Origin of the sequence: Psychrobacter sp. M9-54-1, from assembly GCF_016613355.1 — a bacterium.
Lineage (GTDB): Bacteria > Pseudomonadota > Gammaproteobacteria > Pseudomonadales > Moraxellaceae > Psychrobacter > Psychrobacter faecalis.
Window position 1 is genome coordinate 17,687 of the sequence record NZ_JADGFW010000019.1, and the last position, 25,643, is coordinate 43,329.

A 25,643-nucleotide genomic window follows, 5' to 3' on the forward strand; every position below is an offset into this window, starting at 1 on the left:
CTTAAAAATCGTTGTCTTAAAAACTGTTACCTTATTAGCAGCCAGCTTTTATAAAGCAACAAACTGGCCCAAATCGTCTTTTTTGGCCTTTTGAGCAACCTTTAACGCGACGGCGGCATCGAAGCTTGCCGCGCCAACCGACTTAAACAGCGTGATACCTTTATTGGCATTTAGGTCAATTGTGACTTTTTCACTGATCAAATCACTTAGCGTTCCCGTCAGCTTATCCCACGTCCAAGTACTATCAGCGTCTTCATGAGCTTGGATCAGATCACCCGCTTCATGCAAGCCGCCCTCGGCGTCATCGATAATGACAGACGTGCTGGCTTCTATCACCGAATTGCTCACTTCCTTCATCGATGCTTGATAGGCGCCAACGGCATTGATATGAGCGTCGGCTTTTATCTGCGCCGCTTCGAACAAGCCTGACGTCGCGCGCGTTGCCAAATTGATAATATCGGCGTCTAGAATCGCCGCTTCGATATCGTCGCACACCGTAAAATCAACGTCCCATTGTGGATAGTCTTTTTTAAATTTCTCCTGAAATTTATGCGCGGTCTGCTCGGTTCGGTTCCAAAGGTTCACCTGCTTGATATTTGGACGTACGGTAAGAATAGCATTAAGCTGTTCATACGCCATACCGCCCGTACCGACCACTGCTGCCACCTGACTATCGGGATTGGCTAAATATTTAGTTGCGATACCAGACAGCGCTGCGGTGCGTACTTGGGTGATATAGACCCCATCCAAAAAGGCCAACATCTCTCCTGTGTCATTGTCGGAGACCGTAACATTGGCCATGGTTGTCGGTTTATTGCGCTTAGGATTGTCTGGGCAGATAGTAACCAGCTTGACGATTGCATATTCATTAGTACCGTCAAATACCACTGCCGGCATGGATAAATGGCTGCCTAAGCTCTTCGTACTGCTTTCCTCAAAAGTTGGAATGACAAGGCGTTCAGGCGTTTTGACCCAAGTCGGATGCTCGCCTTGCACGTTGAGTAATTCCTCAATCGCCTCAATTGCCATCGACATGGTCAGCTGTTTTTTTACCGTATGAATGTCTAAAATTCGCATAATGTTCCTTAAACTGCCCTGTAATTTTATTATTAACAATCCCTAAATGTGACATTAAAAAACCTAACAATCAACCCGCCATTTATTAAAGCTTTTATCACGGTTTATAATGTTGTTTAGGGCAAGTTTTTTAACCTCTCATCAATAAATAATCTTAGCGATAAGCTTAAATGTATGACTTATAACGACGGCCATATTGGCTATGATATTTATAAGTATTGGGGCAAATTTTAACCAAGTAAATAACCACACTATGTAAATAAACATGCTATCTGATAATTTTAAGGCATTGACCAGCATGGTATAAAGTCAGCCCCAATTCCGTAAAGCCAGATTTAACACCTGCAAAAGGGATTTTCGCTTCTTCTAACGTCTTAAATGGAATAGGAATACTGTCTCTATTACCAGTCAATATATACTCAGCAAAGCATTTACCCATGAGCGTACCGGTAGTAATACCGCGACCATTATAGGCCGTCGCGGTCAGCAAACCTTCATCGGGCTCCATCACGCGAAAGATATGATCTTGGGTAAAGCCAAAGCTACCGCACCATTCATATTGCCAATTAAAGGCAGGCAGATCTGGATAATAGCTCTTTTGCACCGCATTGGCCCACGCTTGATAAAAGGATGTTGGTTTCATTTGCGTCCCACCAACCGTGCCCAATAATAGGCGATTGTCATTATCACGGCGGAAACTCGATAGCGCCAAGCGGGTATCCCACGCCCCTGTTTTATAAGGTAAAATGCGCTCTGCCGCCTCGCCGCTCAGTGGTTCAGAGGCGATTTGATAGTAATAAACCAGATAAAAAGTTTTCTTAATTTCTGTCCATTCACCTTCGCTGTAAGCATTGGTAGCGATGATGACGCGCTCAGACTTGACGCGCGCTTTGGCGGTTCTTGCATACCAATGACCGTCCACCTTTTCTAGTGCTTCAACGCCTGAATGCTCATAGATCGTTACGCCAAGATTGGTAGCGACTTTGGCAAGCCCTCTGACATACGCCAGCGGATTGATGGTACCTGTGCGGTGGTCTAATAAAGCTTTATTAATACTGGTGGTACCGCAGTATTCATGGCATTTGCTGCCAGTCAATACCTCAACATTGGCACCGCGGCGGCGCAGCTGCTCGTATCTGATATCGACATCGATTTCACCTTTGGCATTATGCGCCATGTGAAGGTTGCCCGCTTGGGTGGCTTGGGCGTCGATATCATAGCGTTTGATTAGATCAAACACCAAACTTGGTGCTTGTCCAAGCGCTTGGGTCAAACGCTCACCGGCCACTTCACCCAGACTGATATTCAAGTCATCAGGGCGCGCCCAAGTTCCGGCGTTCACGAGCCCAACGCTTTTTCCTGAGCCGCCACTACCGATGGTTTGGCTTTCAAGTAAGACAACCTTGACGCCTTTTTCAGCCAGATGAATAGCCGCCGACAATCCAGTATATCCGCCGCCAATGATACACACCGCCGCTTGGGTATCGCTACTCATTTGGCGATAAGCGTCAATATTCGGCGCGGTCATGTTCCATAAACACTGCTCTTGCAACATACTATATTCCTTTATTAGCGCGCTTCATTGACAGAAAAAGCAACGTCAACCTTTTTTACTTCAGGCTCTTCGCGCGGTATAAATTTATCAAGGAACGCCCATAACAGTCCAAATAAAGGCGATAACCAACACGCAAAAGCAAAAGGTGCATAAGTCAATGTTGCTATCCCAAGTGTCGCTGCTACAAAGCTACCACCCATATTCCACGGGATAAGGGGAGACAAAAGCGTACCCGCGTCTTCGATAGAGCGCGTCAAGGTTGTGCGCTTATAGCCCATATCTTTATATTTGTCTTGTAATAAACGCCCTGGCAAAACACAGGTCGTGTAAACATCACCAATCAGCGTACCGACACTCAGCACACTGCCGTACGTCGTAAAAACCAACCCCAAACGCGATTTTACGAAATGGTTAATTTTCGCCATGATGGCTTTGAGCGTACCGTAGTGCTCAAGCGCCCCAACAAAACCCAAAGCAAATATCGTTAAGCTGATCACCCATGTCATCGACATAACGCCGCCCTTTGACAACAATTGATCTACCACTTCAAAACCCGTCTCACTGACAAAGCCATTTTGTAAAACATTAAAAACATCACTCACGCCCACGCCTTGCATAAAGACGGCAATCACTGAGCCTACCAGCACCCCGCTTAATACGGTCGGTATCGCTGGCATTTTCATCACAGCGGCGACAATAACCACTAACGCTGGCAATAAGGTGATGATACTTAAATTGTAATTGGCCGCTAAGTTATCCTGCAATGCACGAATAGAAGACAAATCGATACTATCGTCACCATAACCCATGCCAATCCAAGCATAGAGCGCCAAAGCCGTAATCATGGCGGGCACGGTCGTCGGCAGCATGCCTTTGATATGATCCCAAAGGTCTACACCCGCCGCGGCCGGGGTTAAGTTAGTGGTATCTGATAGCGGTGACATTTTGTCGCCAAAAAAAGCACCGGAGACGATAGCACCACCTGTCAAGTGCGCAGGTATACCAAGCCCCATACCAATTCCCATCATCGCAAGACCCACGGTACCAACCGTGCCCCACGAGGTACCCGTAGCGACAGAAATAATGGCGCAAATAAGACAAACGGAAAATAAAAACGAGGAAGGCGAGAAGATACTAAAGCCGTAGTACAGAATGGTCGGCACGGTTCCGGCGATAATCCATGCGCCGATGAGCATACCGACGCCCATCAGGATAATCATCGCTGGCAAGCCGATTTTAATGACCTTTAAAAACCGCTCTTCCATACCTTGCCAACTACGGCCACGCAGTTTCATAAACAAACCGGTGATTAAAATACCGCAGGCTAAGGGTATGTGAGGGGTGAAATCTTTAAAGACGAAAAACTGTATCATCAGAATGATGGCAGTCAATACAAGCGGCGCGATATCAAGTAAAAAGCTAGACGACGGATCATAACCGTCTATATCGGGGTTATGCGTTTTATCATCGATCATAATAGTTCTACCTTCCTTAGTAGTCGTCGATGGGAGTGGCAACCAATCCTTGATTGCTTATTATTTTTGGTCTGCCAAGCTTCTATAAAGTACGCTTGGCAGTTTATTGATAAATACATCAAATTAGCAAAAGTCTGTACTCACCTTTTTATTAACCAAAGCTAATGCCTTGGGCAAGTGGCAACTCTTTTGAGTAATTGATGGTATTGGTCTGACGGCGCATATAGACCTTCCATGCATCAGAGCCAGATTCACGGCCACCGCCGGTTTCTTTTTCACCGCCAAACGCGCCGCCAATCTCAGCGCCACTGGTACCGATATTGACGTTGGCAATACCGCAATCACTACCGCGGTCACTGAGGAAAGTTTCCGCCTCACGCAAATCATTGGTAAAGACGCATGATGATAGGCCTTGTGGCACATCGTTTTGCATCTCAATCGCTTCAACAAAGTCTTGATAGGTCATGACATACAGAATCGGCGCAAACGTCTCACTTCTGGCGACATCGTTTTGCTCGTCAAACTCGACAATGGCAGGCGTTACGTAATAGGCGTTAGGATATTTGTCTGCAAGGACGCGCTCGCCGCCCGTGACCGTGCCGCCCGCTTCTCGCGCCTTTTTCAACGCTGCTTGCATATTATTAAAGCTGTCTTCATCGATAAGCGGACCGACCAGATTGCCCTCTAGTGGATGACCGATGCTAACAGTTTCATAAGCGGACTTGATGCGCGGTAGGATGTCGTCTTTGATAGAGTCATGGACAAATAGGCGGCGCAATGTCGTACAGCGCTGACCTGCCGTCCCAACCGCGGAAAATAAAATGCCGCGTAACGCTAAGTCTAAATCGGCACTTGGTGCCAAAATCATGGCGTTGTTGCCGCCAAGCTCAAGCAAGCATTTACCAAAACGGTTGGCAACTTTTGGCCCGACTTCTCGGCCCATACGCGTACTGCCGGTGGCGCTCACTAAAGCAACATCTTTATGCTCAACCAAGGCGTTACCGACATCGGTTTTACCGAGTAAGACTTGCGATAGATGGTCTGGCGCATCGCCAAATTTGGCCAAGGCTTTTTCAAACAGTGCCTGACAGGCCAAAGCGACAAGTGGGGTTTTTTCTGATGGTTTCCAAATCACAGGGTTACCGCAGACGATAGCCAGTGCGGTATTCCAAGACCAAACCGCAACGGGAAAGTTAAAGGCTGAGATGACACCAATCACCCCGAGCGGATGCCATGTCTCACGCATGTGGTGGCCTGGGCGCTCTGACGCAATCGTCAAACCATAAAGCTGACGCGACACCCCGACAGCAAAGTCGCAAATATCAATCATTTCTTGCACTTCGCCTAGGCCTTCTTCTTTAATCTTGCCCGCTTCAAATGACACCAGCATGCCCAAGTCTTCTTTATGCTCGCGCAGCACTTCACCGAGCAGGCGCACCAGCTCGCCACGTCTTGGCGCAGGCACCACGCGCCATTCTTTAAAAGCTTTTTTGGCATTGGCAATCTTGGTGTTGACCTCATCAACGCTGTCCAAGGTTATGCTGCCAATCACCGAGCCATCAATCGGGCTATTGACGTCAAAATCACCATTTTGATATTGCGCTTCTTTGACGCCCATTGCGGCCATATACTGCTTGATCATAGTCCATCCCTTTTATTAATTTATACTTCCTTGAAGACTTATTAACTTAACTTGCACCCAGCTAAGTTGCAAAATAATTAATTTCGTACTGCCATTCCTTTTTGGAATGCTCATTAATAGTTCCACTTATCTATCACTGTTTTAGATAACGCGTTTTAAAACTTTACTATTTAGTTGTCCCAAACACGCTTTGAGACTTTGCGCTTGCAGCGTTTGATAAAGCTCAAGCTCATCGTAAACCTGAGCGCCCAAAGCATTCTCAAACGCTTCTTTATTAGTATGAACTTCACCCTTACTCTGCTTGCCGCTGTGTTCGTCGTTTTCATTGCCGTTTGCACTGTCGTTTGTGCTGTCGTCATGCAGATTGGACTGAAAAATCCCCGCCGCACTGACGGGTAAAAAATCCTCATAAACGATAGGTTCTAGGCGAATCATTCCTTGCTCAAGCAAATCAGTAATCACTTGCTTTGATATAGAATCATTTATACTTTCTACTTCTAAAGAATCTAGTGTCTGTTCAATGTCAGCAACGACTATATCTGCATCGCTACCAACTGCTTGATAGTAAAAATACGCCAAACCTTCATCATGCAGCGTTTGATAGTCATCAGGAAACGCTGCAAATGCACTTTCTAAAACCTGATAATACTCCGAAGCGTTATCGGCATTTGGCGTTACAGCTAACTGGCGGCGAGCTTGGCTAAGCAGTTGGTCGTACAGCGCTCGGCCTTTGGGCGTTAAAGCCACGCCGCGCTGCTCAATCTCACCAAAGCGCGCAGTATGATGCCCCGTTTCATAGCCGCCGTTAGGGTTTTTAAAGCTAACCGCTTCTTCTAACGCTTTAAAACTGGTCTGACGCAATAAAATAGGACATCTCCGTCTCGGTGGCCCTTCTATAATGGCTTTTGGTGGTATGCCTTTTGCTCGCATACCTGCTTGTACCGCATCGATATCTAAGGTTCGAGGCGTCAGATGGTTGATATGCGGGCCCTTAAAACCGACGACATCAGCAATAAGTCCGTGTTGGCTTAATAGTTGCTGATAAAGCACTTTTGAGACGGGCGTATTGTCATGCCAGCGAAAGGTTTCTAACGCTTCTTTAACAAATTGCTTAGCGTCTTCCGCCGTCAACCCGCCCTGCTCCTCAAAGCGCTCAATCAAGCTAATAACATCATCTGTAAAGATAGTGCGCTTATCCAAAGCAGCTATCGCTTCCTGTTTTAATGCTTCATCATCAATCAAATCAAGGCGCAATAGAGAAGTAAAAACGCGAAAGGGACTTTTATTTAAAGAGGATGTCTCAAGCGCTCGAAACGCCGTAGAATGCACAGGCACGCCAGCGGGCGCCAAATCATAGTAACCAACGGGGTACATGCCCATCACCGCAAACAGCCTGCGCATCATGCTTAGCTCAGCGGCGGTGCCTAATCTAATCGCACCGTGGCGCTCCATATTTAGCCTATCAATCTCTCCGGTGTGCTCAAGTTGCTCCCTAATTTCAGGCTGCTTATTTAATACTTCGGTATTTACTTCGCTCACCAAATCGATGAGGTCACCATATAACGGCACTTCTTTTTGGTACATCTCTGACATGGCGATAGAGAAATCGTGGCGAACATCATCATTATTGATAAAGGTAGGGTTCACAAGTATGTATCCTTTTTAATTAAGGTATTTTTTTAGATAAAAACAGTCGTCTCAGAAACTCTCAGACGCTCTCAGCAACTCACAAAAACTCTCAGCAGTTCACAGACACTATAGCTTTGGCATTTCATTAGGAATATCGCTTAGCACCGCCTTTAAAATATCAAGACCCGCTGTTAGGGTTTCAGGTTCTATGGTTAGCGGTGGCAATAAGCGAATAATATGTCGATGCTTACCACTTGGCATCAACAGCAAGCCCTGCTCGCGCGCTTGTGTTAAGACATGCGCCATCACACTTGGATGCGTGCCATAAGTTGGGTGACGCAGCTCGATACCACGCATCGCGCCAACTCCTGTCAGTCCATATAGCCATGCAGAGAGGTTTTGCTGCTGCCATTCATTGACAGTACTTTCAATGGTGTTGGCATAATGCTTAGCTGATTGCCAGACTTCATCGTCCTGCATGATATCCAAAGTAGCATTTGCCGCCGCACACGCCACTGGATTACCTGAATAGGTTCCGCCCAAGCTCCCTTTTGGCAGACCATTCATCACGCCAGCTTTGCCGACTACCGCTCCAAGTGGCAAGCCGCCGGCGATACTTTTACCGAGCAATAGCAGGTCAGGCTCAACCCCTAAATGCGTAAAGGCAAAAGGCGTACCTGTGCGACCATACCCCGACTGAATCTCATCCATGATGAGTAAGATGCCATGCTCATCACAAAAGCTGCGTAGATATTGGGCAAACGTCGCTGATAGCAGCTGAAAACCGCCCTCACCTTGGACGGGCTCGACGATAATGGCACCGATATTAGCCACATCAGTCTCCACCGCAAATAGACGCTCTAAAGCCGCGATCGCTTGCTGATCGCTGATATCGTTATCAGGACTAGGAAAAGGAATATGGTAAACACCGCCGGACAATAGCCCAAGCCCGCGCTTATAAGGCGCGACCTTACCATTTAAATTAACCGCCGCCAGTGTACGCCCATGAAAACCACCATCGAAGGCAATCACGCCAGTGCGCCCTGTCTGCATACGGGCGATTTTTATGGCATTTTCGGTGGCTTCTGCGCCGCAGTTGGTGAGCATGCCTCCAAGCTCACCTTTAATAGGAATCCATTCACACAGTCTTGGCATAAAGGTTTGATACGGCTGATGAGCGGCGGCGTTATAAGCATAATGAATCAGCGCCTGCGCTTGAGAGATAATCGCGCTGACGATATGAGGATGGCAATGACCAAGGTTTAAGACCCCAATACCGCCGACAAAATCAATATAGCAACGGTCTTTATCGTCCCAAACGTTGGCATTTTTACCTTTGGTTAAGGTCAGCGGATGCACCATCGTAAAGGCATCAGTGACGTTGTATAGCTGCTCCATGGTGGTCTCTTATCTTCCTTGATGAGAGATTCATTTGAGCAAACTGCTACCCTATCAGCAAACGAATAATAGTTGTGATGTCATTCCTTTTTGTCATTGCCATGCTTATTATTGCCATGCTTATTATTGCCATGCTTATTATTGCCATGCTTATTATTGCCATGCTTATTATTGCCCTGCTTATCACTGCCATATTTAACATTGACAAAAAAACCGGCTCAAGGCCGGTGCGTTGCTATCTTTTCAAACGGTACTTTTCAAACTTTGCGTTTACTAACTGTACTTTTTAACCTTGTTAATAGCCAAAGGATTAAAAGATCACAGGGTTAATTGCTAAAAAGTTCCAATCTGTTTTACATTACAAGATAAAATCCAAGTCTGGCGTAGGCTCCTTTGACTTAGCAAGATAAGCTGAAATCCACTCTACAATGACCTTTATTTTATGCGAGTTGCCCATGGCTAAAGGGTAAGACATATAATAAGCTCCCCTGCCTTTTGAGGCATAGCGCCACGCCGTCACCAGAGCGCCTGATTGTAGCTCTGGCGCAACCAAACGCAGTGGCACCAATGCGATACCATAGCCAAGTAATGCCGCCGAAATAGTCGTATGAAAGGTGTCAAAGCGCGGGCCGACAAAGGTACCATCGATACGAATATCCTGTTGTCTAAAATATTCATACCAAGCGCTAGGGCGTGAGCTGAGTTGTAATAACGTGCAATTATCTATATTGCCTATATCACCCATGCATGCGGCTTTGTCTGTTAAATAATCCGGATGACAGACGGCGACATTATACTCATCAAACAACTTAATCGACTCCATGCCGCCCCAAATCCCATCGCCATATAAAAACGCCACATCAACGTTTTGATCTTCAGAAAAGAACGGCCCCGCCAGCTCTTTAATGGTTAAATTAATCAGTGGATTTGCTGCTCCAAAGCCGTTTAATGCAGGCATCAGCCAGCGCGAGCAAAAAGTTGGATGCGAGACGATTTTCAGTACTTCTGAATTATCGCTGTTTGACATTAAGCTGGTAGTCGCCGCCTCAATATGTTTGAGGATTTCCAGCACTTCTAAGTAGTAAGTCTTCCCAGCCGGCGTTAAAGAGATGCGATGCGGGGTGCGATAAAACAGCGACAAATTCAGCATTTCTTCAAGCTGCGCGACTTGCTTACTGATAGCGCTTTGCGTCATGTGCATCTCTTGCGCCGCATTGGTAAAGCTTAAATGCCGCGTCGCCGTCTCAAAACATTGCAGCGCTGTGGTCGAAGGATACCTTCTAAAAGCAAGTGGGGTTTTATTATCGGGATTCATAATGTATTTTTTTTAGTTACTTATAAATTATTTTAAAGAATATATGATACACAGATTGACAAACCTTTACCTTTATTCACCTGAATTTTTTAAGTTTCTTTATTATATTTAGGCATACTGTCAGTTTAATTATCAGGTTTTTCAATAATCAAGCATAGTCGAATAAACCGCTAATCTGGCTAAATCTTATTATAAGCGGACAATCAAAAACAATAACAAGGATATAAAAATGAAAACATCAGTAACGCCTAAAAAGCTTCAAAACAAACTATGGATAGCCTTATTAGCCAGTGTGATTGGGCTTAGCGCTTGCAGCAACGAAAGAGAAGATGCAACGGATGTTAGTACAGAGCCTGATACTGCCGACATGACCACGACCAATGACAACGTCCAGTCTACCGATACGCAAGCTGACGAAATGGCGCCTGTAGCCACTACGACAGACAACGAAACCTCGACCACCACGGCGACCACTTCTACAGACACTACCGCCACCTCTACTGACGCGACCGAGAATGATGGAGATCAAACCTATTATTCTGGCGTAGATGGTACAGAAGATGAAGAAAAAGGCGTTGATGCTGTGGTTGTTAATGAAAACAATCCAAACCTCGATCAAACACCGGCAGAGGGCGTGCAATAAGTTTAAGTTTGTAAACTGCATAGCCATACGCAATAGATAAGCGAGACCATCATGGTTCTCGCTTATTTTATGTCTAATATCTTTTATCCAATCATATTAAATAGCTTAACTATCAATCTTTGCGCCTATGCTTTGGCTTAAAGGGTTTGGAGAATTGCAAAATGATAAATCCAACAACTGAGAGGATAATGGCAATTTCATAGCGCCCATAGGCGACCGAGATACCAATTGCCGCTGTATTCCATAGCCCAGCGGCGGTTGCCGTGCCTTTTGCCCCATTCTCGTTTTTAAAAATAGCCCCACCACCAATAAAACCCATACCAGTTATGATCGCATACATGATACGAGCTTCTGCGTCCGAGCCTTGATAAATATCCATACCTACCAACATAAAAGCGCACGAGGCAATCGTCACCAAAGGAAAGGTTCTGAGTCCCGCACCATTGTCTTCAAGCTCACGATTAAGGGCAATCGGCAGCGACAGTATAAAAGCAATGCCAAGCTGAAAGGCATGGTAGGTTAAAATCTTCATACTGATATCAAATGCAAACATAGCTATCGCCTAAAAGTCCGTTTAAAGGGTCATCAATCTTATTTAAAACCCAGTCTCTTCAGACTAAGCTAAAAACCGATTTCCTATCAAATATTTTATACTATATAAAGATATTACAAGAACTAATCCTAAAGCTAAATAACATTTAGTGAAGAAAGGTAAGTTTTAAATAATAGTTACGCAAATTCATCAATCCATAAATTGAATAATTACGAGCAAAGTACTGTAATAGTTTAAGTGAATAGTGGTTGTTTTTATTTTACGAGCTTTAATAAAAAAAAGGAGGCAGGCGTGACCGATAGTTGTGCAAAATTACTCGCTGATAAAGGATTGACGGTGGTCTTTATTGAAAGCGCGACCGCGGGCTACTTAGCGCATCGCTTTTCTGTCAGCCCATATTCTGGTGATGTATTGATGGGAAGCCTAGTATGTTATGACGTTTCGATAAAAAAGCAGATATTAAAAGTACCTAGCCAATTAATTGAGGACTGTACGCCTGAGTCGTTAGAAGTGACGCGTGAGCTGGTCATCAAAGCCAAAAAAATGTTTGAGGCCGACTTACATGTTGCCTGTACGGGACTGTTAAAGCCTAGCGGCTCTGAAACCGAAGAAAAACCCGTCGGCACGTTTTTTTATTGTATCGGCTATCAAGGCGAGATTTATGATTTTCGCAGCCTGTGCCACGGCGCTCCTGAGCAGAAGCTACGCAGTATAAACAGCCTTATTTGTAAAAGTATTATTGAGGTGGTCACCAGTCATACTGCTTAATTTACAAACTTGGTATTGAGCGCTTTCGCCCATCCTTTTGACTGATGACAGCGATGGCAGACTTCATCTAGCATTGAGATATTCTCGATATAACCGCAATGCATACAGGCATAAGACTGTCCCTTTTCTAACACTTTTGCTGCCTGAAATTCTTTAGGAAAAATGGGTAGCCCATACTGAGTTTTCTCAGGCTCAAATAACAACACGCTAAAATCGCCATCCGTTTCGAGCAACCCTACTTGAACTTGGCCTAGATGACGCACGCCTTTTTGGCGCATTTCTGAAAAGAACTCATCGTGCGACATTTTGCCCTTTTTGACGTCCTCTAAGACCAATAAACCATCCTCGACAATACAAGTCGGCTTACCTTCTAAGATAAGCTCAAAAATTTTGTACCTTGTCGAGCACCAAGTAAAAAACCGATAAAGTAGCAAGACAATACTCATGATAAGCACTGCTTGAATCAGCGGCAAATCTTCTGTAAACATCGGGTCGCCTGCGATAGAGCCCAATGACAAGATAATGGTTAATTCAAAAATAGAGAGTTGGCGGATGCCGCGTTTGCCCGTAAAGCGTAATAATAAAATAATCAGGCAAAACATGATGATGGTACGTATGGCGATTTCTGCCGCAAAAGACCAGGTGGTGTCATAAATAAAAATACTGAACCAATCCATGTTATTTTCCATTATTTTTTATCGTATTGTTTTTTTATAGCGTCACTTTTCTAGCCATGAGTATATTAAAACGACAACTGCTCTGATGTATAGAGGCGGGCTGCTATAAAATAAACACAGAGCTACTGGTATTCATTTTGCGCAGCCTCTGTCTGCGTAGGCACAGCAAGCAAGAAAAATGAATACCAGTAGCGCATTATCATACTTGTATTAACTTTATTTAGGACTAACTATAGAGCGTTTGTTATTGCTGTATAGGCTTGTAAAATTTTTAATTAAAAAAGGCTGCTAACGCTATGGTAAATATAGCGTAAACAACCTTGTGAATTGACAGTATGACTAATGTGATCTGATTAAGATTTATTGTCTAACATCACTTAACATTGCTTAACTGGGCTTACGTGCCAACATGGTGGCAAACTGTAATTGCGCGCCATTATGCATGGTGCCGACGTCTTCATTATATTTAATCAACTCCCAGCCCTGATACATGTCGCGTAATTGTCCTTCGTCTAAGGTAAATGGAAAATTAACGGGACATGGATAGGCTTGAGTGTTCATGGCACAAACAATCAAATTATAACCACTAGCCTGCGTATGCGCCTGCATATCGGCAATGACAGCGTCAACGCGCGCGGGGTCAAGAAACATCAGGGTCACCGTACAGCTGATAAAACCATAATCGGCATCAAGGCTGGCACGATTGATATCGTACACTTCGGCTTTGAGGTTTGTAAGCCCTTCTTGTTTAACAATGTCTTGTAGCATATTGATAGCGCTAGGATTGGCATCTATCGCCGTCACATTAAACCCAAGTTGGCTAAGATATAAAGCATTGCGCCCATTTGAGCAGCCCATATCGAGCGCATCGCACGGCTCAATAATCTGGCACGCTTCTACGACTTCACTATGAGCAGGATTCAAGCCGTAGCGGCTATTGAGATCAACGGTCATGGCAACCTCTTATATGTAATTGAGAGATTTTATCATAGCACTAATGACAATCGATGAAAGCGGCAGGAAAAACCACCACGTCATCTTTTTCTTGCCAGGGCGCAAACTTGGTCATCGCTTGCAAAAAAAGTGGATGGTTGAGCCAGTCTTGTAGCCAGCGCTGCAAATTTGGATAAGGTAAATCGTAAAAAACCTTGCGATTCACATGCGCAAATTGACGAACAAACGGCATGATACCGATATCAGCGATGGTTATACTCTCCCCTAGCAAATAAGGATTTTTGATTAATAACTCCTCTAAAATCTGTAAAAAAGCTTCACCCCGTTGTCGATACTCTGCTTGGCTCATCTCAAGATGCCGGTCGGCGTATTTATAGCGATCGAGCCAATATTTAAACTCATTGTCGTTTTTATCAATCAGCGCATTTGCTTGCGCCAAGGTCTGGGCAGCAAGCAACCCTTGCGCATCTTGCTGTTCAAGCGCCCATGTCATTATCTCTCTACTCTCTTCAATCACTGTGCCATTTAAAAGCTGCAGCACAGGCACCGTACCTTTGGGGCTAATCACGAGCATTTGCGGCGGCTTATTTTTTAATGTTATCTCGCGCAGCTCGACCTGTAGCCCCGCAAACAACAACCCAAGGCGAGCGCGCATGGCATAAGGACAGCGCCGAAAAGAGTACAGACGAGGATAAGAGGAAGTCGAGGGAGTCATAGACGTGTTTCGCAGTTTGGTTAATCTTTATCGTTTTAGGCTTAAAAGTTATTATTTCAGGATTAATACATGTGTATTTTAGAAGTGATTGTGACAGTTTTGATGTTGATATTACTTATCATAACAATGACCACCCTTGCCTTCAATGGCAGGCTTCAATCTTAAAAAGCCTTACTTAATACAAAAAAGCCTCGCTATCATAAAAGGATAGAGAGGCTGATGTTTAAGATGATTTTTAATATGACATTTAATTTAAAGCATTGTAAGGATAGTTTTTTGAAATTATAGTTTTAGTTTTGCTTAGGCTATTACACACTTTTAGATTTTGGTAGGTCGTACTCGATTCTCTCGACCTCTTTATCTTGCAGTTCCATAATCAAGTAATAGCCTTTTATAGCGCCATCGTACGGCACATTAGACCCACGCTCTTGATAATGCGTGCGGATACGCTCTTTAATAATACTTTTACGCGCAGCTTCATCCAGTTTGGCAAATCCGCTTGGCAAATCTACCTGAGTCCAAAGTGCAGCGCCCCAACGAGACAGCCAATTGGCGTTGTCATCAAACTTAAAATCAACATCGGCGTATAAACGATAGCGAGGCTGCGGCACCGCACCCTGTGCTATCTCGTCCTTAATCTGAGCAATATCTTCTGCAAATGGCTCATAAGGCAAATCGAGTACCGAAAATAACTCTGCTAAAAACTCATCGGCGCTAAAGTATTTATCCATATAGCTGCCGTCAAGGCCAAGATGCTTATTGGACAGCACATGACGCAGGCGCTCGCAAGCAGGCATGGTATGCTTTAAAGGGTAACCCATGGTTTTGACAATATATTGCGCGCGATATTCTAACGTATCTATTTGCGCGATGACGTATTGTGCGAGAGGATGGCACGGCTGAAAACGGCGGGTAAATTTGGATGGCTGGGCAGATTGGCTCATGATGATGAAGACCTTATATTCCTATAACTCCGACGAAAAAGTATAAAATCAGGCACAAATGAGGATGTCGGAGTACAGGCTCATGCGCTTTACCAGGATTGTTTTATATCGTGCTGGAAGTTGCAAGGTTTGTACGCCGCCACCAATCGCAATCTTGATGAGTTGCAATAAATGACGAGGACAAAACTGTTAAACCCACGATAGTTTATTCAATGATGATAGCACATCAGTCCATCAAAAATAAATACGCGATCATGACTTCTTTTTAATCAGCAAATATTCTAATCTTCCCCATGATACGTCGCCTCATCCATCCAAACGATAGGATCTTCACACAGATGGACCAAGTGATACCAAATATCACTGCTACGAGCGATACGGTGATGACCGCCGTCAAAATAATCGACTTCCCAGCTATCCGGTAGATTAACCAAAGTTCGCCTAGCAACCGCTACATCCAAACTCTCATCTTCGACTTCCACCATGACCCGCATCATCTCAGTGTTTGAGGTCGGAAACGACAGTTTCATATCCACCACGGCTGGAATACGGTCCGCTAAAACGTCACTTGGATAAATACAGGGCGCAATTAAGAGCGCCCGCAGATTGTATTTATGGGCAAAATGATTGGCAAACCACGCACCAAGCGAATGCCCTACCAGCACCACGCGTGTATACTGTGCTATTTTCTCACGAATTAGATCATCGTAAATTTCAAATATTTCTGCAAAATGCTCGCGGTAATTGACCGTTTGACAATATTTCGGCTCGCGCGTGATACACGTATATTTACTGATCTCGCAACTTGAATCAAGACCATGAAAAAACAATAAAAACGTGTCGTTATTTTCGATAGGAAACATCATAGCTTTCTCCTTTTTTCATTGTTATTTAGCGTTATTATTATTAATTTGGTCTATTATTTAAGCCGCTTTTTGATTGGCAATTTGCGCTTGATATAAACTCAAAATCTCCTCACAAGCTTGCATTGAAGTATTTTTTGCAAAGCTCTTACCAAACCAAAAATCATAAACCGCTTGGATAATGGCTTTTACCGCTTCAGTATCTTTTGGTTTTTGCGCTGTTAATTTACACGCAATATCTTTTGCTTGAATATCGGACTCATTGTAGAGCGCACTCCAGCCTACACAATAGCGATAGAGCACATCATTAATAGCCAAGATAAATATAGCGTCAGCCACGCCATATCGAGTGATAAACTGCTCTAACATCGAACAGCGCTCGTCATAGAGTAAAGGCTCTATCGGCATCTCATTGCGCTCAGTCACATACTCACTGCTCACTACGTGCGAGGGCTTACTAAAGTCCTCCCACAGCAATGGATAAGATCCACCAATTCCGCCCTTCTCTACTACGTTAAAACGCCAAATACCGTAATGCGTATCAATGCCTTTGGTATCAATGCCCTTATAAGGCACATCGATAAACCACTGCATCAGCGCATCGCTATCATAAATGATATGCGTACTGCCAATACGCACCGCTTGTTTCGGTAAAACGTCCGTATATAAACAGTCGATATCATCGCTATAAAGTTTTACTTTTTCTACGTTTTCAGCACTGACATCACCGAGCTTAGCCCTTGCCTCACCTATGTTTCGGCACAGCCGAAACGGCGCGACAAAGCTCAAGGTATCATCGGTATTATTGACAAAATATACATCATCTTCATAATTGTTTATCGGAACCGTCTCAAGATAAAATAATGGGCTTTTACGTACGCGCCCTTTCTCATCACTCGCCAGTGCCGTTATTCCAGATAGTTTTGCGCCATCCGACCACTGCACATTGTCTATACGTTTTTGCTCAAATTGATAGGTTAACTTTGTCATCGTTTTATCCTTATTATTTTGGCATCCAGTTTTGATTTTTGATTGCTTATCGCATTATTTTCTATATTTTTATTTCGTATTTTCTTTGGATTCTTTTAAGCGTAATTTTAAGCCAACCGAGTCTGCTCGCCATTTGGTTAAATGACGTCATTAGCTATAAAATTAGTTAAGTTAATTGGTTTAGGTACGTAGAATTTTTTATGCTTGATTGAAATGTTAGCCGTAGTTTTTCATTATCGTAATGCTATTTTTTCTCGTTATTGTTTTTAAAAATTAACATTAACAGGCGTTTTTCTGTTCAGTTTTTCTGATTTTTAATCAATATTTTGGGGGGGGTTAGGTTTGGATTTTTTCAGGCATGATTGTTTAGGATTAAACGAAAATAACACTGTTTAAAAAATACTGTTCAAAGGACATTATTAAACATGCTTGCTAAAGACAACTCAGTTAAAAAGTGAAGCGTTGCGCCCCGAGGGTTAACGGTTTGTCGTGTTATTTTTGCCTGACTCAATAACTATAATATAAAACCTGATGAAAATAAAGCGGCTAAAAAAACTGTGCGACAACTGCTGTCGTCCAATCACTTATTACTAGGTTTATCATTAAACGCAATATCTGTTGAGCTAATTTACATAAAAAACCCCATAAGCTATATGCAACTTACGGGGTTATCTTTTGCCAAATGATTAATCATATCTCTAACATCTAGCAAGCCATATACTGGCGTTTGATGAATGATTTAATAAATGAATTAACGCTCTAAATGCAGATACTGCATATGACATTCGTACTGATGCAAGATATCCACCAGCACTTGCTCTTTGGTATAGCCAACCAAATCATACTCTTGCGAGCCATCACTTAAAAATACCTCAGCACGGTAATAAAACTCGGCCTGCTTACTGGAAGTATTGAGGGTAAAGTTTGGTCGCTCAGCTTTGATGAGATTGACTTCATAAATAAAGTCATCTTCATCACCATGCCCGACGCGCAGTTTTACCCCATCTATCTGACCGTCATCTTCGTCGGTTGCAGCATCGATATTTTTACCAATGCTGGCCAAATTTCGGATATCCAGTGAGGTTTTAAGACCACCTGCTTTTAGCTCGTTTTCTACCTCAATCATGGCAGGTTTAACGACCGTCTGTAAAAAGCGTTCGACTTGCTTGTGACTTGGGAAACTGACGATACGCTGCAAGCGCGCTTTCCAACCTTTACCACTATCGAGCACGTTTGCCGTGCCAACGGTACTGGCTTTGCGCTTGTTGCCCTCTTCTTTTAGTGATTTCCACATAGCCATCATGTAAAGCAGCAAAATAAGTGAGAACGGCAGACCAGCAATGACGGAAACCGATTGTAGCGAAGTAAAACCACCCGCAAACAGTAAGCCCAAAGTAATCAAACCCGTAGCTGCCGCCCAAAACAGGCGTAACCAAACAGGCGCGTCGGTATCATTGGTCATGCCTTTTGAGCTTAGATTTGCAAGCACTAAAGCGCCTGAGTCCGCTGAGGTCACAAAAAATATCAGACCAATAAATACGCCTGCCAATGAAAAAATATCACTGTAAGGGAAGTATTCAAACAAGGCAAACATACCCATCGCGGCGTCATTGACGGCGATTTCACCGAGCTCAGTTGCGCCATTGGCGACCAAATCTATCGCTGAATTACCAAAGATAGAGAACCACGCAAAAATAAAACCAAGCGGGATAAACATCACGCCAAAGACAAACTCACGCAAAGTGCGACCGCGGCTAATACGCGCGATAAACAAACCGACAAAAGGCGCCCAAGCGACCCACCATGCCCAGAAAAATATCGTCCAACCTGACTTCCAGTCAGCGCCAGCGCTGCCATCATAAGCATAGACATCAAAGGTTTTAAAAATAATCGTTTGGAAATATTGCCCAATATTTTGGGTAAAGGTATTGAGCAAATAAACCGTATTACCTAGCACCAATATGGCCAATAGTAGCAATATCGACGACAGCATATTAAATTCGGATAAACGGCGCACACCTTTTTCAACGCCTGTCATCGCAGAAATAGCGGCAGCAACAACCACGCCTAAGATAATCAGGCTCTGCACCATTTTGCTCGATTCGATACCGAAAACATGTGTCAAGCCGGCATTGGCCTGCAATACCCCAATACCTAAGCTGGTGGCGATACCCATCAAGGTACAGACGACGCCAAAGGTATCAATACCATCACCAAGCCAGCCTTTGATTAAGCGCTCACCAAATATCGGTGTCAGCGGTGAACGTAGCGCCAATGGCATGTTTTTACGATACGCAAAGTACGCCAATGCCATACCAATGAGCGCATAAATACCCCAACCATGAAGACCCCAGTGTAAAAAGGTTTGCGACAGCGCTTCACGCATCGCTTCAGCACTGGCAGGCTCTAAGCCCGTATGCGGTGTGAGATAATGCATCAACGGCTCAGAGGCACCAAAGAATAATAAATCAATCCCGATACCCGCGGAGAATAGCATCGCCGCCCATGCTAAAAAAGGAAACTGAGCTTTTTCGTGATCTTGTCCCAGCTTGATATCGCCGTATTTAGAAAAACCAACAAACAAAGCGAAAATACTATAAGCGGCAACCACCAGCATGTAATACCAGCCAAAACTCTCTGATACCCATGCCATACTGGCGCTTAATAATGCCTCACTATAATCTGGCAAGGCAATCGTCCAGATAATCAATAAAATAGAAATAATAGCTGAACCTAAAAAAACCGTCTTATTTAGAGTCAGGGGTTTCGTCGCATCTTCTGATGGCGAGCTGTACATAAAAGACCTCAATCGGTAAATGAAACAGGGTCTGATATTGCTTTGTCCGTCATAGTCTTATGAAACTTAAACTCATAAGGTATTTATCACCGCATGACGCACAAAGCAGTACCAATTAATAAAAACTGAAAGATAAACGATTAGAAAAACAGCGACGCAAATGCTAAGTAAATTTAACCTCAACGGTTTTCATCTCTATAAACATATGCGCTGATAAAAAAGACCTTTACTACGAAAGGCCTTTTGATAGAAATGGACTTATATTATTTATTGTTTATTAGTTCGCGCAGTTGCCTAAATACTCGTTTAGGCATTCATTTAAAAAGGCGTTTAAACGACAGAGTTATAAACGCGCATCGGCTCGGCTCTGAGCGGTGCACCATTGGCGACATAATAATCTGCTGTTGAACGTGGCAACTGCACACCGCGCATCTTATCGACGATTTTTTCAGCCAGCATAATGGTGGTTGCGTTCAAATTACCACTGATGATATTTGGCATAATCGACGCATCGACCACGCGCAAGCCATCGATACCGTGCACTAGCCCTTCACCATTGACTACCGAATCATTACCCTCACCCATCGCACAAGTACATGATGGGTGGTAAGCCGTCTCGCTATGGTTGCGGACATACTCATCCAACTGCGCATCGGTCACCAGATCATCAGTTGGCGCAATGGCGCGGCCGCGATACGGGTCAAGCGCTGGTTGATGCATAATCTCACGAGTGATACGCATCGCCGCGCGGAACTCTTGCCAGTCCTGCTCATGCGACATATAGTTAAATAAGATACTTGGATGCGCGCTTGGATCTTTTGAAGTTAGCTTGACGCGGCCACGACTCGGTGATCGTAGTGAGCCCACATGCGCTTGGAAGCTGTGCGATTTCACCGCACTACGACCATCGTAACGCACCGCCAATGGCAAGAAGTGATACTGGATATTGGGGTGCGTAAATTTCTCATCAGTACGGATAAAGCCGCCACCCTCGAACTGATTGGACGCGCCAAGACCAGTACCATTAAACAACCACTCAGCACCAATCGCAGGTTTATTCCACCATTTATTGGCAGGGGCAATCGACACGGGTAGCTTACATTCGTACTGCATATACAGCTCTAAATGGTCTTGTAGATTATTACCGACACCCGGCAACTCTAAAACCTCATTAATACCCAAGTCTTTGAGCCACTGACCAGGGCCAATACCAGAGCGCTGCAATAATTGCGGCGAAGCGATAGCACCTGATGAGACGATCACTTCACGAGCGGCATAGAATTTTTTGGTTTGACCTTGATGCTCAACCTTAACGCCGACCGCGCGCTTACCATCGAATAAAATCACATCGGTCAAGGCACCGGTCAAAATCGTGATATTGCTACGTGGTTTAGCACGGTCGAGATACCCACGTGCCGTTGATGCGCGGCGACCATTAGGCGTGACAAAACGATCCATTGGGCCGAAGCCTTCTTGCTGATAGCCGTTTAGATCCTCTGTACGCGGATAGCCTGCCTGCACGCCCGCTTCAATCATCGCTTCAAACAGCGGATTGACCCCAGGTTTTGAGGTGGTCATTTCTACCGGACCACCGACGCCATGATAGTCGTTTTCGCCTGCGTCGCAGTTCTCTGATTTTTTAAAGTACGGCAAGCAGTCGAGATACGTCCAGTTCTCTAAGCCCTTGATTTTGGCCCAGTCGTCAAAATCGAGCGCATTACCACGGATATAGCACATGCCATTGATGAGTGATGAACCGCCCAGCCCTTTACCGCGGCCACAGTCCATGACGCGGTTATTCATATATGGCTCAGGATCGGTTTTGTAGCCCCAGTTATACGTAGTGCCTTGTAGCGGCATCGCGAGCGCCGCTGGCATCTGCGTACGAAAGTCTAGTCGATAATCAGGTCGACCAGCTTCTAATAGCAACACCTTAATGTTGGCATCTTCGGTCAAGCGCGTGGCCAGCACGTTTCCGGCTGAGCCTGCACCGACAATGATGTAGTCATATTCAGGTGTGGTTGATGTCATAAAACGCTCCATAATAGTAAAAATACGTCATGTCATCAGTAAGCTCAAATCATGCCGGCGTATTTACCTACATGACGTGCTTACTAACGACAGCTTTCTTTGTACATTAAAACAGGTGGTTAAAACACAGGCAGTTAATAAACCATTAAAATACCGACTCAAACTTACCCAGCTCTACTTGGATAGATTTGGTCTGCGTATAGTGTTCAAGGGCTTCGATGCCGTTTTCGCGGCCGATACCTGAATGCTTATAACCGCCAACTGGCATTTGCGCAGGCGACTCGCCCCAAGTATTTAGCCAGCAGATACCCGCCTCTATCTGTCCGATGACGCGATGCGCGCGGGTTAGATCTTTGGTTACCACCCCTGCCGCCAAGCCGTACTCGGTATCATTGGCACGGCGAATGACTTCTTCCTCAGTCTCATAAGTCAATATCGACATCACAGGGCCAAAGATTTCTTCACGCACGATAGTCATGTCATCGGTGCAATCAGTAAACACCGTTGGCGCGACATACGCGCCTTTAGCCAGCTCGTCTGTCGTCACTCGCTCACCGCCCGCCAATAGACGCGCACCGCCCGCTTTACCTTGCTCGATATAACCAAGCACTCGCTCCATATGCGGGAAGCTAACCAATGGCCCCATATTGATGCTCTCGTCCAGCGGATTGCCGAGCTTGATACGCTTAACACGCGTCAAGATTGCCTCTTCAAACTTGGATTGTAGCGCTTTTGGGATAAAGACGCGCGTGCCATTGGTACAGACCTGACCTGTACTGTAAAAGTTCGCCATCATGGCAATATCAGCAGCGGTATCGATATCGGCATCGTCGAAAATGATCAATGGTGATTTACCACCAAGCTCCAAGGTTACGTCTTTAAGCGACGATGATGCGGCGCTTGCCATGACTTTTTTACCTGTTGGCACGCCGCCTGTGAATGAGACCTTGGCGATATCAGGATGCTGGGTTAATGCTTCGCCAACTTTATAATCCCCTTGCACGACGTTAAAGACGCCGTCTGGTAAGCCTGCTTCGGTGAAGATTTCTGCCAGTTTTAGTGCCGTTAACGGTGTGACTTCTGAGGGTTTAAAAATCATCGCATTACCAGCAGCCAATGCTGGCGCTGCTTTCCACATCGCAATTTGAATCGGATAATTCCACGCACCGATACCTGCTACCACGCCGAGTGGCTCGCGGCGGGTATAAACAAAACTGCTATCACGTAGTGGAATCTGACGACCCTCTAACATTGGTGCAAGACCCGCATAATACTCAACGACATCAGCACCAGTGACGATATCGACATACTTGGTCTCAGAAAGCGCTTTACCCGTGTCTTTGGTTTCGAGCAATGCTAATACATCATTACGCTCGCGCAATATCGCAACTGCGTTTAATAAAATCCGGCCACGCTCAACCGCGGTCATCGCTGCCCACACTTTTTGACCTTGTTGCGCGGCTTTTACCGCCTCATCGATTTGCTCAGTCGTCGTTTGTTGAATGATAGCTAACACTTCACCTGTCGCTGGGTTGATATCTTCGAAAGTTGATAAAGAATCATCGACCGCCAAATAGCGACCATTGATATAAGCGGTCTGTGTTTGTGTTAAGTCGATAATATCTGTTAAGTTATTTATGATTGTCTGAGTAGCTGTCATAAGTTTTCCTTAGAGCGACGGGTTCGCTTTATAAAAAAGCTTTTTTATAAAGTCTTAAAAACAATGTCGTCATGGATTAAAGGTGAAAAATAAAAGTGGTTTGTATGCATTTTTAAGCGTCAAAGTCACGCTGCGTCATAGTTATCAAGCGTGTACGTATTGAGGCTTTGTCCGAAATATCGATACCCGAAAAGTCAGAGAGCCAAATTCCATCAGCAACCAGACGCACCATACATAGCGTTTCGGTATTGTCCGTGGCAGCGTGTTTTTTTAGCTGCTCGTTTGACCATTCAGCCCAGCGTTCGCGCAGCATCCTATCTCCTAGCATCAAGACATATAGCGTGGCTTGGCTATTAAACTCGGCTTGACCTTTTTCGCCCAAACTGATGGTGGCATCGATATAAGCGCGGGTAAACGAGCCGTAGCTGACCGGATCTTTTGCCATCGCTTGATTGACTTCCGCCTCAAACTTAGCCATCGCGTCATAAAACACCTCTAAGATGAGCGCGTCCTTGGTGGCAAAATGATGCATCACCCCGCCTTTGGTCACGCCGACGGCATCGGCTACCGATTGGAAGGTCACTTTAGACAAGCCCTGCTCCAAAGTGATGCGCGCTGCCTCATCAAGCAGCGCCCGCCGTATAAGCTCTGGCTGTTTTTTACGTTTATGAGCGTTTTGAGTTTCCATTTTTATCTCGATATTAGCGCGTCAGTTTAACTAAAAGTAAATTTGGCTTTAAAAGAATGTGTTTTATTAATACAGAAGGAAAAACAGTTTTTGATAAAGAAACCGTACAGTCGGTATTTTACAGAAATAAAGCAGCAATGTGAAGGGCAGATATGAACCGAGGAGTTACAGAACATTATTTTAATAATTTTCTGTATTTTATAGCTGATTATATGTAAAGGGTGTCAAAGCTATTTTTCAGAAAAATAGTTCTGACGCCTTTTTTATAGTGAAGCAGTAGCCTATAAACCATTAAAGTCGCTATTAATAATTGCTAAATCTACGTTTGCGTACTATTTTTCTTCTACTTTAGCGCCAATGACTTTAGACAGGTGACCAGTTTTGAGATAAACCGTAGCACCGTGTATGCCTGCTTTTATTTGCAGTTTTTCACCCACTGGCAAACGTAGCCAACCACCGCGAGTATAGGTTTTAGCGTCATCTGTAAGTTCAGTATCTATCAGCTCACCATCTAGCACCAGTATCTCAGCGCCGCCTTTGATTGCATCGGTAAATATTGTGTCGATAAATACTGTGTCGGTAAATAGGGCTTCATTGGCCTTTAAACGCTGTAAGCTGACCTGTTCGCTGTCATCTGAGAATAACTAACAGACCTCACGATTGTCCTGTATTTGCCAGTTTGCCCAATCGTTAGTATCGATAGCAACATAACGTGTTTCGGTGGCTAGCATTTGCCAAAGTTTGACAAAAATAACGGCGCCTTCTTTACTATACGGCTGATGGCCAGAATTTGGTGGATTGCGTAAGTACCAGCCTGCTGGATAGTCGATATCATCTGCCGAAAAAGTCCCAGACAACACCAAAATCTCTTCGCCGCCCGGATGCATATGATGCGGAAAATAGGACTCAGGCGCATAGCGGACGATACTGGTAGCACGGGCTTTTTCTGCGCCGACGCGGTCGAGCATGACACGCTCGACGCCGTTTTGCGGTGATGGCACCCATTGATAGTGTTCGGGTGCCAATGCAGCACGGCGAGTAAAATCTGCATTAATCAGCATAAAATAGTTTCTCGAGATTAGATTTAATGCTGTAGATTATCCCCTGATTTACAGCGGCTGACAAACAAGACACTGTTCTTATTATTAAAAAATCGTATTTACGCGGTTCAAAGTAAGTTTATAGCGCATAAATGCTTAACCTGAACAATCCTGCCAAGATTCTTGCTAATTATCAAAAAATTACTTTAACTGCTGCTTCTGACTTGGT

At 44.6% G+C, this 25,643-nt stretch carries 21 protein-coding genes and 1 pseudogene; 3 read left to right on the forward strand and 19 right to left on the reverse strand.

Annotation, left to right across the window (positions count from 1 at the left end; translation table 11 throughout):
• Nucleotides 1-48: 48 nt before the first annotated feature.
• From IQ457_RS08145 to IQ457_RS08170, 6 genes are all read right to left on the reverse strand, one after another.
• Nucleotides 49-1,077: an ornithine cyclodeaminase family protein gene (locus tag IQ457_RS08145; protein ID WP_200662769.1), complete on the reverse strand. Its 1,029-nt coding sequence runs from the start codon at nt 1,075-1,077 to the stop codon at nt 49-51.
• A 268-nt stretch (nt 1,078-1,345) separates the two neighbouring features.
• Entirely contained in the window at nt 1,346-2,632 is a 1,287-nt protein-coding gene (amaA, locus tag IQ457_RS08150; RefSeq protein WP_200662770.1) for an L-pipecolate oxidase, read from the reverse strand.
• 14 nt (nt 2,633-2,646) lie between these two features.
• On the reverse strand, nt 2,647-4,107 hold the full coding sequence (nhaC, locus tag IQ457_RS08155) for a Na+/H+ antiporter NhaC (RefSeq protein WP_068408917.1): 1,461 nt from the start codon (nt 4,105-4,107) through the stop codon (nt 2,647-2,649).
• Nucleotides 4,108-4,258: 151 nt separating this feature from the next.
• Nucleotides 4,259-5,749, reverse strand: coding sequence for an L-piperidine-6-carboxylate dehydrogenase (gene amaB / locus IQ457_RS08160; protein WP_193031949.1), 1,491 nt, complete (start codon nt 5,747-5,749; stop codon nt 4,259-4,261).
• A gap of 141 nt (nt 5,750-5,890) precedes the next feature.
• The gene (hglS, locus tag IQ457_RS08165) at nt 5,891-7,396 is read right to left on the reverse strand and encodes a 2-oxoadipate dioxygenase/decarboxylase HglS (RefSeq protein WP_200662771.1); all 1,506 of its coding nucleotides are present in this window, start codon (nt 7,394-7,396) and stop codon (nt 5,891-5,893) included.
• A gap of 108 nt (nt 7,397-7,504) precedes the next feature.
• Nucleotides 7,505-8,776 carry a 2-aminoadipate transaminase gene (locus IQ457_RS08170; protein ID WP_200662772.1) on the reverse strand — a complete coding sequence of 424 codons (1,272 nt, stop codon included), beginning with the start codon at nt 8,774-8,776 and terminating at the stop codon, nt 7,505-7,507.
• A gap of 74 nt (nt 8,777-8,850) precedes the next feature.
• Between IQ457_RS08170 and IQ457_RS08175 the strand changes: the two genes are divergently transcribed.
• Nucleotides 8,851-9,066 carry a hypothetical protein gene (locus IQ457_RS08175; RefSeq protein WP_200662773.1) on the forward strand — a complete coding sequence of 72 codons (216 nt, stop codon included), beginning with the start codon at nt 8,851-8,853 and terminating at the stop codon, nt 9,064-9,066.
• Between the two features lie 68 nt (nt 9,067-9,134).
• On the opposite strand, the gene IQ457_RS08180 is transcribed toward IQ457_RS08175, so the two are convergent.
• Nucleotides 9,135-10,091, reverse strand: coding sequence for a LysR substrate-binding domain-containing protein (locus IQ457_RS08180; RefSeq protein WP_200662774.1), 957 nt, complete (start codon nt 10,089-10,091; stop codon nt 9,135-9,137).
• 229 nt (nt 10,092-10,320) lie between these two features.
• On the opposite strand from IQ457_RS08180, the gene IQ457_RS08185 reads away from it, so the two are divergent.
• Nucleotides 10,321-10,734 (forward strand): hypothetical protein, encoded by a 414-nt coding sequence (locus IQ457_RS08185; RefSeq protein WP_102076691.1) that lies wholly within the window; start codon nt 10,321-10,323, stop codon nt 10,732-10,734.
• A gap of 112 nt (nt 10,735-10,846) precedes the next feature.
• Here IQ457_RS08185 and IQ457_RS08190 read toward each other — a convergent pair whose 3' ends face one another.
• The gene (locus tag IQ457_RS08190; protein WP_102076692.1) at nt 10,847-11,287 is read right to left on the reverse strand and encodes an MgtC/SapB family protein; all 441 of its coding nucleotides are present in this window, start codon (nt 11,285-11,287) and stop codon (nt 10,847-10,849) included.
• A 291-nt stretch (nt 11,288-11,578) separates the two neighbouring features.
• On the opposite strand from IQ457_RS08190, the gene IQ457_RS08195 reads away from it, so the two are divergent.
• A complete protein-coding gene (locus tag IQ457_RS08195) occupies nt 11,579-12,055 on the forward strand; it encodes a nicotinamide-nucleotide amidohydrolase family protein (RefSeq protein ID WP_200662775.1) in 477 nt (158 codons plus the stop codon).
• Here IQ457_RS08195 and IQ457_RS08200 read toward each other — a convergent pair.
• From IQ457_RS08200 to IQ457_RS08250, 11 genes and pseudogenes are all read right to left on the reverse strand, one after another.
• Nucleotides 12,052-12,732: a DUF421 domain-containing protein gene (locus IQ457_RS08200; protein WP_200662776.1), complete on the reverse strand. Its 681-nt coding sequence runs from the start codon at nt 12,730-12,732 to the stop codon at nt 12,052-12,054. The two genes, IQ457_RS08195 and IQ457_RS08200, sit on opposite strands and share 4 nt — an antisense overlap.
• 387 nt (nt 12,733-13,119) lie before the next feature.
• Nucleotides 13,120-13,686: a tellurite resistance methyltransferase TehB gene (gene tehB / locus IQ457_RS08205; protein ID WP_200662777.1), complete on the reverse strand. Its 567-nt coding sequence runs from the start codon at nt 13,684-13,686 to the stop codon at nt 13,120-13,122.
• A 40-nt stretch (nt 13,687-13,726) separates the two neighbouring features.
• Nucleotides 13,727-14,401: a glutathione S-transferase gene (locus IQ457_RS08210; RefSeq protein WP_200662778.1), complete on the reverse strand. Its 675-nt coding sequence runs from the start codon at nt 14,399-14,401 to the stop codon at nt 13,727-13,729.
• Between the two features lie 308 nt (nt 14,402-14,709).
• The gene (locus IQ457_RS08215) at nt 14,710-15,345 is read right to left on the reverse strand and encodes a hypothetical protein (protein WP_200662779.1); all 636 of its coding nucleotides are present in this window, start codon (nt 15,343-15,345) and stop codon (nt 14,710-14,712) included.
• A gap of 281 nt (nt 15,346-15,626) precedes the next feature.
• A complete protein-coding gene (locus IQ457_RS08220) occupies nt 15,627-16,211 on the reverse strand; it encodes an alpha/beta hydrolase (protein ID WP_200662780.1) in 585 nt (194 codons plus the stop codon).
• A 57-nt stretch (nt 16,212-16,268) separates the two neighbouring features.
• A complete protein-coding gene (locus tag IQ457_RS08225) occupies nt 16,269-17,198 on the reverse strand; it encodes a hypothetical protein (protein WP_200662781.1) in 930 nt (309 codons plus the stop codon).
• A gap of 751 nt (nt 17,199-17,949) precedes the next feature.
• Nucleotides 17,950-19,995, reverse strand: a complete 2,046-nt coding sequence (gene betT / locus IQ457_RS08230; protein ID WP_200662782.1) for a choline BCCT transporter BetT — start codon at nt 19,993-19,995, stop codon at nt 17,950-17,952.
• Nucleotides 19,996-20,325: 330 nt separating this feature from the next.
• Nucleotides 20,326-22,026, reverse strand: coding sequence for a choline dehydrogenase (gene betA / locus IQ457_RS08235; RefSeq protein WP_200662783.1), 1,701 nt, complete (start codon nt 22,024-22,026; stop codon nt 20,326-20,328).
• A gap of 145 nt (nt 22,027-22,171) precedes the next feature.
• Complete coding sequence (gene betB / locus IQ457_RS08240) at nt 22,172-23,686, reverse strand: betaine-aldehyde dehydrogenase (RefSeq protein ID WP_207161720.1); 1,515 nt, start codon at nt 23,684-23,686, stop codon at nt 22,172-22,174.
• Nucleotides 23,687-23,798: 112 nt separating this feature from the next.
• A complete protein-coding gene (locus tag IQ457_RS08245) occupies nt 23,799-24,374 on the reverse strand; it encodes a TetR/AcrR family transcriptional regulator (RefSeq protein WP_191692074.1) in 576 nt (191 codons plus the stop codon).
• Nucleotides 24,375-24,706: 332 nt separating this feature from the next.
• Nucleotides 24,707-25,435, reverse strand: a pseudogene (locus tag IQ457_RS08250) (cupin domain-containing protein).
• Between the last annotated feature and the right edge of the window lie 208 nt (nt 25,436-25,643).